Origin of the sequence: Clostridium ihumii AP5 (assembly GCF_000612845.1) — a bacterium.
GTDB classification, from domain to species: domain Bacteria; phylum Bacillota; class Clostridia; order Clostridiales; family Clostridiaceae; genus Clostridium_J; species Clostridium_J ihumii.
The window spans coordinates 21,098-36,563 of sequence record NZ_CCAT010000063.1 but is presented as its reverse complement, the minus strand read 5'-3'; the positions used below and the strand labels follow the sequence as shown (position 1 = coordinate 36,563).

General features: G+C 25.6%; 12 protein-coding genes. 11 read left to right on the top strand and 1 reads right to left on the bottom strand.

Features of this window, described 5'->3' with window-relative positions:
* The first annotated feature begins 64 nt into the window (after positions 1–64).
* Together BN346_RS12650 and BN346_RS12645 are read left to right on the top strand one after the other, a co-directional pair.
* Positions 65–832 carry an ABC transporter ATP-binding protein gene (locus BN346_RS12650; RefSeq protein WP_040329076.1) on the top strand — a complete coding sequence of 256 codons (768 nt, stop codon included), beginning with the start codon at positions 65–67 and terminating at the stop codon, positions 830–832.
* Complete coding sequence (locus BN346_RS12645) at positions 822–2,918, top strand: FtsX-like permease family protein (protein ID WP_040329075.1); 2,097 nt, start codon at positions 822–824, stop codon at positions 2,916–2,918. The genes BN346_RS12650 and BN346_RS12645 overlap by 11 nt, the downstream gene beginning before the upstream one ends.
* Positions 2,919–2,972: 54 nt before the next feature.
* Here BN346_RS12645 and BN346_RS12640 read toward each other — a convergent pair whose 3' ends face one another.
* Complete coding sequence (locus BN346_RS12640) at positions 2,973–3,500, bottom strand: dihydrofolate reductase family protein (protein ID WP_040329074.1); 528 nt, start codon at positions 3,498–3,500, stop codon at positions 2,973–2,975.
* A gap of 288 nt (positions 3,501–3,788) precedes the next feature.
* Between BN346_RS12640 and BN346_RS12635 the strand changes: the two genes are divergently transcribed.
* The 9 genes from BN346_RS12635 to BN346_RS12595 all read left to right on the top strand — a co-directional run bounded on the left by BN346_RS12635 (position 3,789) and on the right by BN346_RS12595 (position 15,388).
* Positions 3,789–4,721 (top strand): ABC transporter ATP-binding protein, encoded by a 933-nt coding sequence (locus BN346_RS12635; RefSeq protein WP_040329072.1) that lies wholly within the window; start codon positions 3,789–3,791, stop codon positions 4,719–4,721.
* Positions 4,722–4,735: 14 nt separating this feature from the next.
* Positions 4,736–6,421 (top strand): ABC transporter permease subunit, encoded by a 1,686-nt coding sequence (locus BN346_RS12630; RefSeq protein ID WP_040329070.1) that lies wholly within the window; start codon positions 4,736–4,738, stop codon positions 6,419–6,421.
* Between the two features lie 178 nt (positions 6,422–6,599).
* The gene (locus BN346_RS12625; protein ID WP_040329068.1) at positions 6,600–7,268 is read left to right on the top strand and encodes an ABC transporter ATP-binding protein; all 669 of its coding nucleotides are present in this window, start codon (positions 6,600–6,602) and stop codon (positions 7,266–7,268) included.
* A 93-nt stretch (positions 7,269–7,361) separates the two neighbouring features.
* Positions 7,362–9,857: an ABC transporter permease gene (locus BN346_RS12620; protein WP_148361106.1), complete on the top strand. Its 2,496-nt coding sequence runs from the start codon at positions 7,362–7,364 to the stop codon at positions 9,855–9,857.
* 16 nt (positions 9,858–9,873) lie between these two features.
* On the top strand, positions 9,874–10,575 hold the full coding sequence (locus BN346_RS12615) for a response regulator transcription factor (RefSeq protein WP_040329067.1): 702 nt from the start codon (positions 9,874–9,876) through the stop codon (positions 10,573–10,575).
* The gene (locus BN346_RS12610) at positions 10,576–11,829 is read left to right on the top strand and encodes a sensor histidine kinase (RefSeq protein WP_040329066.1); all 1,254 of its coding nucleotides are present in this window, start codon (positions 10,576–10,578) and stop codon (positions 11,827–11,829) included.
* Positions 11,830–12,033: 204 nt separating this feature from the next.
* Entirely contained in the window at positions 12,034–13,959 is a 1,926-nt protein-coding gene (locus BN346_RS12605) for an OPT family oligopeptide transporter (protein ID WP_040329065.1), read from the top strand.
* On the top strand, positions 13,946–14,293 hold the full coding sequence (locus BN346_RS12600; RefSeq protein WP_040329064.1) for a hypothetical protein: 348 nt from the start codon (positions 13,946–13,948) through the stop codon (positions 14,291–14,293). Before BN346_RS12605 ends, BN346_RS12600 begins: the two co-directional genes overlap by 14 nt.
* A 129-nt stretch (positions 14,294–14,422) precedes the next feature.
* A complete protein-coding gene (locus BN346_RS12595; RefSeq protein WP_040329063.1) occupies positions 14,423–15,388 on the top strand; it encodes a tRNA dihydrouridine synthase in 966 nt (321 codons plus the stop codon).
* Positions 15,389–15,466 lie beyond the last annotated feature (78 nt).

Sequence of the window (15,466 nt, the reverse complement as noted above, 5' to 3'; positions counted from 1 at the left end):
AATGAAAGGTTAAATGAAATCAAAGCAAGGGAAAATGATATAGAATAACCTTGAGGTGATAAATATGAATGAAATATTAAAAATTGATAAGATAGAGAAATATTATGGAAATAAAGGAAATGTAATAAAGGCAATAGATGATATAAGTTTTACTGTACAAGAAGGAGAGTTTGTAGGGGTAATGGGGCCATCAGGTTCTGGAAAAACCACTTTATTAAATACTATAGCAACTATTGATGAAGTGAGTTCAGGACATATTTATTTAAGCGGTAAAGATTTAACTGAAATAAGTAGAAAAAATATAGCAAAGTTTAGAAGAGAAAATTTAGGGTTCATTTTTCAGGATTTTAATCTTTTAGACACTTTAACTATACATGAAAACATAGCTTTAGCACTTACAATAAATAAAACTAATAAGAGTGAAATTGATGGTAAAGTTAAGACAGTAGCAAAAGAACTTGGAATAGAAGAACTACTTAAAAAATATCCTTACGAGGTATCAGGCGGACAAAAGCAAAGAACTGCTTGTGCAAGAGCATTGATAACAAACCCAAAACTAATCTTAGCAGATGAACCAACAGGAGCATTGGATTCTAGATCAGCACAAATGTTAATAGAAATGATATCAAATTTAAATAAAGAATTTAATGCCACAATATTAATGGTAACGCATGATTCTTTTACAGCTAGTTACTGTGATAGAATTTTATTTATAAAAGATGGAAAAATATTTACTGAATTAGTGAAGGGAAATAACACAAGAAAACAATTTTTTAATCAAGTATTGGATGTAGTTGCATTGTTAGGTGGTGATGTAAGGGATGTACATTAAGTTATCGCTAAATAATGCAAAAAAATCTATTAAGGATTACCTAATATATTTTATAACTATAACAATGTGTGTAAGTTTGTTTTATGCTTTTACATCTTTATCAAGTTCAAATTACAACTTAATAACAGAGGACTCGTATAATTTTGAATTTTTAAAAACTGTACTAAAGTATTCAACTTATATAATTACAGGTATATTATCATTATTAGTTGCCTATGTTAGCAAGTATATGATTAGAAGAAGACAAAAGGAGTTTGCTACATATATATTATTAGGTGTTGAACAAAGAAATATAGCATTTATGTTTTTTGTGGAAATGCTTTTAGTTGGAATATTAGCTATAGTGTGTGGCATATTTATTGGAATACTATTTTCACAGGTAGTTACAGCTATGGTTTATATGAGTGTTAATCAAAAAGTTGTATTCTCTTTTAATTTTTATTTTGATACAGTGATTAAAACATTTATTTTCTTTATAGGTATGTTTTTCATAGTTGGAATTTATAATATAAGAGTTTTAAACAAATTAAAACTTATAGATATGATAAATAACAGTAAAATAAGTGAATTTAAATTTAAAAGAAGTAAAATGGTGTATTCAATAGTATTTATGTTATCAATAATAGCATATGGCATTTTTGGATATTCAACTAAATATATATTAGATATTAAGAAGTTAGCAAATGAGAGTAACTATACAGCAAGTGCTATAAAAATGATGATGGCAGAAGGAGTTTCTGTAATATCATTTGTAATAGCTACCTATGCTTTGTTTTACTCAATATCATATATTCTTATAAGAATAAAAGAAAAATCTATAAACTTTAAATATGAAGGTACTAATCTTTTCTTACTAGGTACAATATTATCTAAAATAAGGACAACCCCAATGCTTATGGCAACTGTATCTATAGCGTTTTTAGGATCATCAATAAGCATTATACTTACACTATTAATGTCACAGTGGTCTTTAGGATATTTAGATTATAGAATTCCTTTTGATATAGAATTGAGAAGTGGTAGTTATTCATATAGAATAGATGAAAATAGTAATACAAATAAAATAGGAGATATGGCTAATTTTAATTACTCAGAGCTTATAAATCACTTGAAAGATTTAGGTGTAGAGTTAAATGAGTATGAAGAAGTAGAAAAATACTTTGCAAAAGAAGAAGATTTTTATAAAAAAGATATAAAATCTACAGCTCCATTTATTATAAGTTTAAGTGATTTTAATAAGTTAAGAAGTATGCAAGGATATGATAAAGTTAGCTTGAAAAATAATGAGTACACAGTTCAATGGGATAAAATGACTGATAAAGGTCAAATTGATAAATATGTAAATGAAAATAAAACTATAAATATAAAAGGAAATGACTTAAGAATAAGTGAAAAACCATATTATTTAGAAGTATTAGGAGAAGGCATTTATAATTATCCTGCAACCAATATTATAATAATTCCAGATAAATTATGTGAAAAACTTAAAGTTGCAGAAGTAGATTTATTTATTACAACTAATAATGAAATGAGTTATGATGATGCATATGAATTTGAAGCTAAGTATATACCTACATGGTTTTCAAATAACAATCCAGAGCTTATGAAAAAATATGATTCTCCAGAGAAGTTTATTAAAGGAAGAATTAAATCAGCAGAAACTAGTGAAATATTAAATGCTAGTTTAGCAATGAGAATATTAGGATTATATTTAGGGGCTGTTTTATTAATGATTAGTTTAACTGTACTTGCACTTCAACAACTTATGGATTCTATAGAGCATAAGGATAGATTCAATGTTTTACGTAAACTTGGAATAGAGGAACATCAGATTAATAAAATAATTCTAAAACAAATAGGTATATATTTTACAATCCCTATAGTAATAGGAACTATAGCATTTGTAGTGTTTATATACAATTATTATATAATGTATGAAGAACTTATTAAGGTTTTTATAGGAAGCAATATGTTTGTAGTAAATATGAGTATAGGTATATTTCTTATGATTATGCTTTATGTAAGTTATTTTGTTGGAACCTATTATACATTTAAAAGAAACATAAGAGCAGATAATAGAGCTTAATAGAAAAAACACATCAATAAGAAATTTGATGTGTTTTTTTAGTTTGTATAAATTTTAAATAGTTCTTTTAGAATACTTCAATATTGTAATACCATTTTCAATTGAATAATATTCAAGATGTAAATCTATTTTTGGATTATTTTCTAAGAATAATGGAATTCCATTTCCTAAAATTGTAGGGATTACTCCAATTATATATTCATCTATAATATTAGCTTTAATGAAGTTATCAATAAGAATACCACCACCAAATAAAAAGATGTTCATATTTTTATTTTTTAAATCAATTATAGTTTTACATATATTATTATTAATAAAATGAATATTATCATAGTCTGTCATGGGTTCAGATGTTGCTATATATACTTCTTTTTCTTTAAAATCATTATGAAATTTTTGATTAAAACAATTTTTACCCATTACTACAACATCAATATTTTTTAGAAATTCAGAGTAATCCCATTTAGTTTTAGTATCTAGGTTATTATATCCATCACCGACAATCCATTCAAAACCACCATTTTCGTCAGCAATATATCCATCTAAACTTATTGCTAAATTTAAAATTATTTTTCCACTCAATGTAAATACACCTTCTTTCATTAATAATAGTATTAACTTTTTGTAAAGTAAAAATATATATAAATTTGAAATATTAAATTGTTATTAAACTGTAAGATTTCTATAAGTAAACTGTAATTTTATAAAGATATAATAAAACATGTAGCAAGCAGAAAGAAAATAAATTAATACAAATTCATGATGATAAGAAGATAAAAAACGGATATCATATAACAAATAAGAAAGAGAATAAATGGAATATATAGCTTATAAATGAGTAAAAAATAAATAGAAAAAGAGGTTAAGTATATGAAAGCAGTTTTAGAGTTGAAAAATGTAAGTAAATTTATGAACAATAAAGCATTGGTTGATGATATAACTTTTACTGTTAATGAAGGAGAAATTTTTGGATTTCTAGGGCCTAATGGTGCAGGAAAAACAACAACAATAAAAATGATTACAGGTCTATATAGAATAAGTAAAGGTGAAATATATATTGATGGAAAAAGTGTGAAAAGTCAATTTGAAAAGGCACTTAAAGGAGTGGGTGGAATTATAGAGAATCCAGAGATGTATGGATACTTAAGTGGTAGAGATAATTTAAAACTCTATGGAAGAATGCATGGTGGAATAAATAAAGAAAGAATTGAAGAAGTTGTCAACTTAGTTAAGCTTGGAAATAGAATAGATGATAAAGTGAGTAAGTATTCACTTGGTATGAGACAAAGGTTAGGAGTTGCACAAGCATTATTACATAAACCAAAATTATTAATTCTAGATGAGCCTACAAATGGACTAGATCCAATGGGAATAAAGGAATTAAGAGAAATGTTAAGAAACTTAGCAGAAAAAGAAAAGTTATCAGTAATGGTTTCAAGCCATTTGTTAAGTGAAATGGAGTTAATGTGTGATAGATTTGGGATTATTGATGGTGGAAAAATGATTGATATTAAGACTATTAGTGATATAAAGAAAAGTGAATTTGAAACCCATAAATCTTATTACATTGAGGTAGATAATAAGAAAGATGCAATTAGAATTATTAATGATAAATATCCAGAATTTGGTATAGATGAATTTGAAAATGGAATTAAATTGACTTGTGAAAAAGAAGAATTAGCAAAAGTAAATAAAGAGTTAATTTTAAATGATATTTCAATATATATAGTTACGATTATAACAAAAACGTTGGAAGAAGAATTTATGAATGTTACTAAAGGGTCTAAAGAACAAATAAGATAAAAGGAGAAGTATTTATGAAATTATTCAGTTTGACATACAATGAATTAGTAAAGCAATTTAAAAAACCAAGTATAAAATTACTAAGCATATTAATATTAGTTGCAGCAATAATATTTCCAGTTGCAATTAAGAATATTCCAGAGAATAGATACTATAAAAATTTAATGGAAAATAATAAATTTTTATTACAAGATGCACAATCTTATTTAGAAAGTTTAAAAGATGATAAAACACAAAAAGGAAAAATAAAATTTGAGTATGCCAGAATAAATGTAGAAACAAGGAAGCTTTATGTTGATAATGAAGTTGGTTATAGAGATTGGCGTGAAAAAGAGAGTGAAAATTACAGAAATGTTTCAAGCAATTTAGCAGCAATTGAATTTGTTTTGGAGGGGTATGAAAAAGATATAGTGCTAGAGAATTTGCAAGATAATGATTCAAATGAAGTAGAAAAATATTTTAATATGACTTTAGCAAAGAAAAAAGAAATAGAGGCAAATTTTATAGCTGAAAAAGAAAAAATTAAAAATATAATTTTAAATAATGATTATATAGCTCATACACAAGAAGAAATTAATAGAACTAATAGTCAAATTGCACAATTAAATAGTTGTATATCTGAATATGAAAAATTAATGAAAAAAAATCCTACAGATGAAGCTGGAAAATCAAAATTATTAGAACTTGAAAAAAAATCTAAAAATGCAAAGATTAAAATTCCACAATTACAACAAGATATGGAAGTTATGAAATTTAGATTTAATAATAAAATAGATTATGACTTAAATAATTGGAAAAACAATTCAATACAACAAATAGAAAATGAATTAATTGAATTAAGATATCCTATGTTAGATGAAAAGCAATACAGTTCTCAAGCGGTATTTGAAGGTATTGAAATGACATATGATGAATATGTGAAAAATTTTAATAAAAAAAGGGAAGTAACAATAAATGAAATAAAAGAACTTTGGTATGGATTAGAAAATAATATACCAGGGTTAAATCAAATAAAAGATGCTAGAAGTGTTTTAGATGGAGGCTATGAAATATTTGTAGTTTTAGCTGTTATAATAGTGATTATAATAGGTGGGGGAATTGTGGCAACTGAATATTCAAAAGGCACGATAAGATTATTACTAATAAGACCAGTATCAAGATGGAAAATATTGTTGTCAAAGCTATTAGCTGTACTTATAGTTGGAATAGGTGTTGTTTTCATTGGAATAGCAACTCTCTATATATCAACAGGAGTTGTATTTGGTTTTGAAACTTATAAAACACCATTATTAGATACAATAAGTGGATCGATAGTACATTTAAGTTATATTAAATTTTTACTTTCAAAAATTATGATATCATGTTCTAGCTTAGTATTTATTGCCACTTTAGTATTTTTAATATCAACAGTAGCTAAAAATACAGCGTTAGCAGTTGCTATTAGTATGATGCTTTATTTGGGTGCTGTACCAGCTACAGATATGTTAATATCGCTTAAGCAAACATGGATAATTAGTACATTTATTCCATATATAAATGTATCATATCTTAGACTGATACCATCAACACAACAAATGTTATCACAATCTTTTGGGATGCAATTAGAATACACTCAAGGAGCTATACAATTAATTCTTATATCAATTGTAATGTTACTAATTACATTTATAACTTTTATAAGAAGAGATGTTAAAAACTAAAATGAAAGGGGTAGGATTAACCTACCTCTTTTATTTTATAAAAATTTTAAATGGTTAATATATAAAAGTAGATTATTTAGTCTATGAAAAATTAAAGATATGACTTGAATATATGGATTAAACAATGAAGTTTGAGTTATTATATATAATAAAACATTTTAAAGTTAAGGAGAAATTAATGAGTATTATAAATGTAGTTAATGTAGGTAAAGTTTATGGAAAGGGCCCTAATAGTGTAAGGGCATTAAAAAACATTAACTTAAAAATAGATAAGGGTGAATTTATAGCAATTGTAGGAGCTTCAGGATCAGGAAAATCTACATTATTAAATATTTTAGGTGGAGTTGATAGAGCTACAGAAGGAGATGTTTATATAGATAAAATTAATTTGGGTGAATTATCAGAAAATGATATATCACTATTAAGGTTAAGAAAATTGGGATTTGTTTTTCAATTGTACAATTTAATTCCAGTATTGACAGTAGAGGAAAATATAGAAATGCCAGTTCTTTTGGATGATGGAACTATGGAAGAGAATTATAAAGAAGAACTTATAAAAATGTTAGGGTTAGATGATAGAAAAAATCATTTACCATCAGAATTGTCTGGTGGACAGCAGCAGAGAGTGGCAATAGGGCGAGCTTTAGCAAATAAGCCAGATATAATATTAGCTGATGAACCAACGGGAAACTTAGATTCAAATACTGCTATGGATGTTATGGATTTGCTTAAATATATAACAAGTAAATATAATCAAACATTAGTACTTATAACTCATGATGAAAAAATTGCAGCAATGGCAGATAGAGTTATAACAATAAAAGATGGAGAAATTTTAAATGATTAGGGAGTGAGCTTCATAAGGAATTATAGATTAATAGTTAATAAACAGTTTAAGATAAATAAGAAAAGAAACTTTTGCATTATTATAGGCATAATAATGAGTATAATTTTATTTTCAACAATCGGATATATACAGGCTTATGTAAATGAAAGTAATATATCAAGAGTTGAGGAAAGAACAGGTAAGTTTGAAGCAATATTTAAAAATTTAACACTTAATGAAGCTGAAGTAATTAAAAATAATGTTTTAGTAAATGATGCAGGAATATATAAAGAAGTGGTTAGTATAACTAGAGAAGTACCTAAAGATAAGAATATTAGTAATTTTTATCTTTATGCAGCAGATGAAATATTCTTTAAAAATTTATTTAATGAAGTGATTAAAATAGAAAATGGAAGATTACCAATAAGTAGTGATGAAATAATTATTAGCGAAGTAGGTAGTATAGAATTAAAAAAGAAAATAGGTGATTATGTTAATATAAAGGATAAAAGTTATAAAATCGTTGGGATATTTATAAATGAAAATTTTGATGTTATTGAAAGTTCGGGTGGAATAACATTACTTGATGAAAACATAGATGAGTCTATAATTAATATAGCTATAAATACAAAATCAAAAAGAAATAAATATAAAAATATTGTTAGGATAGCTAATTCTATAGAAAAACAAATTGATAAGTATAATGATAGTGATGATGTAGTTTTAAATAATCAGTTACTGTATAGATATGATGTAAATAAGTATGGTTTAAGTAATAAGGCTACTTTACAAGATATGATTATAAATTTTGCAATAGTAATATTAAGCACAGTTTTTATTTATGGATTTATAAATATTTCAATAAAGGAAAGGGTTGAGCAATTTTCAATACTAAGGTGTATTGGTGCAACTCCAGGAAAGATAAGAATGTTATTAATAAAGGAAAGTACTTTATTGGTGCTATTATCAATTATTCCAGGAATTATTTTATCTATAATAGTAAGTTTTGTGGTTTATTATACTTTTTTTGCGGGGATGTTTAATATATCTACAAAAATGATTGAATTTAAAATATATCCAGAGGTAATTATACAGGTAATTTTATTTACAGTTATAAGCATATTTACATCAACAATAATACCAATAATAAAAGTTGGACATATAGATCCTATTTATGGAATGAAAAATAATTATGGAATTAGAAAAATAATTAAAGTTAAAAGATCAAAAATTATAATGAAATTATTTGGATATAATGGAGAATTGGCATATAAGAATGTTAGGGGAGACAATAAATATTTCTTAATTAACACAATAACAACTACTTTTTTATTAAGTATATTTATTATTTTTGTAGGATTTAATACAAGTTCGTTACAAGATTATAAAAGAGAATTAAAACAAAGCATGGATTTAACAATTGATATAAATTCTATAGAGAATAGTTCTAGTGTAATAGCAGAAGTAAATAAATATAAAAATGAAATTGAGAGTATTGGAAATAGCAATAATATATATAGCAAAATAATTTATAGGATTCAAGGTGTATTTTCAGATGTAAAATTGAATAGTAACGTTAAACAGATAAGTGAAAAAAATGTATATGGTGAAGAAAGTTTGAAAATTGATGATAAAGAATATGTTTATAGTAATAATATAGCACTAATAATTTTAGAAGATGAATATATTAAAAGTTTATTAAATAAACAGGATAATAATGAATTACATAAGAATGGGGTTTTTGTTTTAAATACAGATATAAATAGTAAAAAGTATTACAAATCTAAAGAGAGTTTATTTAATATAAAAAAAGGTGAGAAATTTAAACTTACACCTAGTAAATATCAAGTTGTTGATGGTAAGTATAAGTTAGATGAAAATGAAATAAAGAATCTTGTGCAAGCTAATAATTCAATGGAATTAATATATTTAGGTGAAATAGAATTAAATGATATCATAAATGGCAAAAGGTACGGTGTAGAAAACAATACAACATTAATAGTTTCACAATCATTTTATTTAAATAACAAAAAAGTATTTAATTCTGCTCAGTTGGAGTTAAATAATATTGATTTAGCTATAAAACTAAAGAATAGTACTAACAGGGAATCAGAAGTTAGAACAATTAAAAATTACGCAAATTTAATTGGTGGATATTGTACGGATAATAAAGAAATGAATAATTACTATAGTATAAATCTACGTATTATAGCGCTAGTTGTATATTTGATATTAGGCTTATCAATGGTCATTGGGGCAATTAATATAATAAATAACAAAAGTGTTTATATAAAACTAAGGGGAAAAGAAATTGGAACGTTATTAGCTATAGGCATTAATAAAAGAAGATTAAAGAAGATTTTATTTTTAGAGGATTTGATTCAATGGATTATATCTTCTGTTTTTAGTTTTACAGTATCTTTTATAAGTTTACATATTATATACAATATACTTACTTATACTAATAATATAGATATTAAATATATTCCTCTTAAAGAAGCAATTATAGGAAGTATAATTTTGTTATTTATAAATATATTAGGAAGTTATCTATCTGTAAGAAAAATAGATTTTACAAAAACTACAGAATTAATAAGAAATAATGAGTAGTTAGGAGGAATTTAATTTGAAGAAAATTTTACTAGTTGAAGATGATAGAGCAGTTGCATTAGCAGTTATATATAGTTTAAAAAAAGAAGGATTTGTAGTTGAGCATGCATTAAATTTAAAGAGTGCCAGGGGAAAGTTAAATGATGGTGATGATTTGATTTTATTAGACTTAATGTTACCAGATGGAGATGGATATGAATTTTGTAGTGAGGTAAGGGAAGCGGGAAATGAGATACCTATAATATTTATGACTGCATGTGATGAGGAGTCAAATGTAGTAACAGGATTAGATTTAGGAGCGGATGACTATGTAACAAAACCTGTTAAGATAAAGGAATTAGTATCGCGCATCAATGCAGTTTTAAGGAGAAAAAGAAATTTTATAAAAGTTATAGATAGTCGAAAAATAATAAAGAGCAATGGAATAGAATTAGATAAAGGGGCACATTCTGTTAGAAAAAATGGTGAAGATATATCTTTAACGGTAAATGAATTTAAATTATTGTTATTGCTTATGGAAAATGCACCTAATGTATTGACTAGAAATTTTATTTTAGAAAAATTATGGGATATAGATGGAAATTATATAGATGCAAATGCATTAAGTGTCTATATAAAAAGGCTAAGAGAAAAAATAGAATACGATGGTAAAAATCCTACTTTGATAGCAACAGTAAGAGGTGTGGGCTATAAGTGGAGTGTTGAGGTGGTGAAATAAGTGATACCATTTCAGAATAAAGATGAGAGATTAAAAATTATAAGATATATAATTTTAATTTTAGTTATGCAATCTATACTAAGTATTATAATATTTTCAATGTTTGTAAATAATATTAATAATAATATTATACAAAAAAGTTATGAGATAGTTGGGCAGGTGTATGAAAAAGATAAAGAATTAGGAATTGAAATAATTCCAATATTTACAGATAAAATGAAAGGAAACGAAATCTTAGGAAAAAATATTTTATCCCAATATTCTTATGACGATAGTTTAAGTTATAGGGAAAATCCAACAATAGCAAATGCTTTTGATGGATATAAAATATTATTTCTATCAATAACTGTTGGTAGTATTATATTTTTAATTATTGGGGTAATTTATTTTTTTAATCCCTTATATAAAGAAGTTAAGTATTTAACTTATAGAGCAGAAAATGTTATTGAAAGCAGAAATTGTGATAAGTTTAAAGAACATAAATATGAAGGAAGTCTAGATAAGTTTATATTAAAATTTTCAATTATGGAAGAGCGTATATATAATAGTATTTCAATGCTATATGATGAAAAACTAAATTTGAAAAATATAATAAATGATATATCACATCAACTTAAAACACCATTAATGGCATTGTCTATGTATAATGAAATTTTATTAGATCATGTAGATATGGATAATAAAGATATAGAAAAATTTATTTTACTTAGTAAAGAACAATTAGAAAGAATGGAATGGCTAGTTAAGACATTATTAAAATATGCACGATTAGAAAGTAATGTTGTAGAATATCATAAGGAAAAATTTTCAATGAAAAATACAATTGAAGAGAGTATAAATCCATTAATAATAAAAGCTAATGAAAAAAATCAAAGAATCGAATTTAAATATGATAAAGATATAGTCTTGTATCATGATAGAAAGTGGATAGCTGAAGCTTTGAGTAATATTATAAAAAATGCAATAGAGCATACTAAAAATGGAGGACATATTTTCATTGAACTATATGAAACACCTATATCTGTGCGGATTTCTATAAAGGACAATGGTGAAGGAATAGAAAAAAGTGAAATAAATAAAATTTTCAATAGATTTTATAAAGGTGAAAATTCTATTAATCCAACTAGTATTGGAATTGGATTATGTTTAAGCAAAGCAATTATAAAAGCACACAATGGAGATATATCAGTTGAAAGTGAAGTAGGGGTAGGAAGTACTTTTTATATAAATTTTTTAAAAACAATAAATAATTAATTTTGAGTTTATTTAGAAAAATATTAAATTGGAATTAAATTAGAGAGTATAAAAAAAGATGAATTGTAATTAATTAAAATTATAATTCATCTTTTATTTTAGAATTTAGTAGAAAACATAAATATATTATCGAATTATGGCAAATAATAAAAAGGACGTATTCAATGTAAAGATATGAATGAACAAAAGAAAGGAGATTAAAATATGAAAGACAAATTACCCAAAGAAGCTTATGGGGGTGTTCATGGAAAAGATTATGTTCCTTATATAACAGATAAATCTAAAAAAGGAGCCAATGCCGCTTCAATTATAATAGGTATAGTATTAGCAACTGTATTTGCAGCATCAACGGCTTATTCAGGTATGAAATCAGGATTAACTGTTGCAGCAGGTATTCCAGGTGCTATAATAGGTTCAATGCTTATTAAAGTATTTGCTCGTAATACAGGAATTCTTGGGAAAAATATAACTCAAGGTATGGCAAGTGGTGGAGAATCTATAGCAAGTGGTATGATTTATGTATTACCTGCAATTATATTAATAGGAAAAGATATCACTTTTTTAGAAGGAATAGGTGTAGGTGTAGGTGGAACACTATTTGGTATAGGAGTTTTAGCATTAGTTTATAACTATTTAATAGTTGAAGAACATGGAAAACTTATGTATCCAGAATCAATGGCAATATCTGAAACACTTGTTGCTTCAGAAGCAGGTGGAGATGCTATAAAGTATATGGGAATTGGAGTTGGAATAAGTGGTGTTATTAATGTTCTAACTAGCTCATTTTTAAACATGATAAATAATACTTTTACTTTTTTAGGAAGTGCATTTTATAAATGGAAATATTCAACAGAAGTAAATCCACTTTTATTAGGTATAGGATTTATAGTTGGATTAGAGGTATCCTTAACTATGTTTGCAGGCTCAATACTTGCTAACTTTGGTATTGCTCCGTTAATAGGTTATTTTACTGATTTAGCAGAACGTAATACACAAACATGGAATGATGCAAGTATGCTTTTACATCAAATGGATGTAAATGCTATATCAGGAAGTTATGTTAAGTATATAGGAGCAGGAATGATGCTTTGTGGTGGTATAATAGGGGCTGTTAAACTTATACCAACTATAGTGCTTTCTATAAAAGAAACATTAAGAGCTAAATCAAATAAAGATGCTGATGGGGAAAAAGGTTCAGGAGAAATGCTATTGCTTTTAGGTGGTATTGTAGTAGCTTTTGTAGCAGCATTCTTTATTTCTCAAAGTGCAACAATGGCTATAGTAGCAGCAATTGTATCATTAATATTATCAATGCTATTTGTAATAGTTTCTGGTCGTTTAACAGGTACAATAGGAACATCAAACCTTCCAGTATCAGGTATGACAATTGCTTCATTGGTTATATTAACATTAGTATTTGTTATAATGGGGTGGACTGGTCAGGCTGATAATAAAACATTACTTCTATTTGCAGCATTTATGGTTGTTGCAATATCAGTAGCTGGCGGATATAGCCAATCCCAAAAAGTAACTTATATAATTGGTGGAAGTAAAAGAGAAATGCAAAATTCTTTTGTATTAGCTAGTATAGTTGGTGTTGTTGTTGTTACAGGAACAATAATGGTACTTTCAAGTCAATTAAAAATTACTGGAGCAGATGCACCATTTGCATTACCACAAGCAAACTTAATGGCTACATTAACTTCAGGTATAATGTCAGGAAACTTACCTTGGCCAATGATTATAGTTGGTGTTATTATGGCACTATTCTTATTCTTATTAGACTTACCTATAATGACTGTTGCTATAGGATTTTATTTACCTATATCAACAACATCTATAATATTAATCGGAGCATTAATACGTGTATTTGTTGAAAAAATGAGTAAGAGTGATAAAGAAAAAGAAGTTAGGGTTTCCAATGGAATTAGTTTGTCATCAGGACTTGTAGCTGGTGGATCTATAATAGGATTAATAGGAATAATATTACAAGTATCAGGTATAATAACACCTGGAACTCCAGCTGGATTTGCAGCAAGTAATACTATGGCTATAATTTTATTAGTAATTTTAGTTGTAGCGACTACAATACCTATTATGGCATCGAAGGTAAAACATGATGAAGACTAATGAAGAAATTTTAAATACAAAATTTAAAATTTGTGATTATGTTGAATACGAAGTAAATAAAAATAAAATAGTCACTGTTCTTGAAAAACAAGATTATAAAATACAAAGGTTTTTTAGAAAATTAAGATTTAAAATTCCTATGTATAAAAAAATTGAATTTGATGAATATTGTAGTGCAGTATTCATACAACTTGATGGAAATAGAACAGTTAAAGAAGTCGGGGAAAATTTACAACATAAGTTTGGTGATAAAGTAAATCCACTTTATGAAAGACTATTAGTTTTTTTAAATCATATATATGATAATTGTAAGTACATTGAAAAAATAAATTAAAAAGTTAGATATAAAAAACACATTAGTAATTTTTACTGATGTGTTTTTGCTTTTGCTATTTTATATTTCAGAAAATATTAGTTTAGTCTATAATATAAATATTATTATAAAATTATGAGGAGATATCAAATGAAATATTATTTAGCACCAATGGAAGGAATTACAGGATACATATATAGAAATGCATATGAGAAGTTTTTTCATAATATAGATAAATACTTTACGCCATTTATAGTTCCTAACACTAGTAAAAGTCTTAAAACTAAAGAGTTAAGAGATATTTTGCCGGAAAATAACAATAAAATGAATATAGTGCCACAAATACTTACTAATGATTCAGAAGGATTTATTGTTACTTGTAAGAAATTAAGGGAACTTGGGTATGAGGAAGTCAATTTAAATTTAGGTTGTCCAGCAGGAACTGTTGTTTCAAAGAATAGAGGTTCGGGATTTTTAGCAAAAAGGGATGAGCTTGATAGATTTTTAGATGAAATCTTTAAAATAAATGACGTAAGAATTTCTGTAAAGACTAGAATAGGAAAAGACAGTCCAGAAGAGTTTTATGAACTTATAAAAATTTATAATAAATATGAAATGGAAGAATTAATTATTCATCCTAGAACAAGAGAAGATTTTTATGGAAATACACCTAATTTAGAAGTGTTTAAAGATGCGTTAGAACTAAGTAAAAATACAATTTGTTATAATGGTGATATTTTTACAACAGATAGTTATAATAAAATAATACAAGAATTTCCGAATTTAAATAAAGTTATGATTGGAAGAGGACTACTTGCCAATCCAGGATTAATAAATGAAATAGAAAATAAGAATACTATAGATAAAAAAGTAATAAGAGATTTTCATGATGAGGTTCTAAATAATTATTTAGAATTATATAAAGATGAAAAAAATACTATGTTTAAAATGAAAGAATTATGGGGTTATATGATTTACATATTTTCTGACAATAAGAAATATGCTAAGAAAATAAAAAAATCACAAAAAATAAATGATTATAAAGCTGCTGTATCTAGCTTGTTTTTAGAACAAGAAATCATAAAAGGTGCAGGGTTATTTAGTGAAAATTTTTAAATATAAAGTAAAGAACAAAAAAATATTTATGAATATTTATAAAAAAAGGGAACAAGATATGAGTATCATAGTATTCTA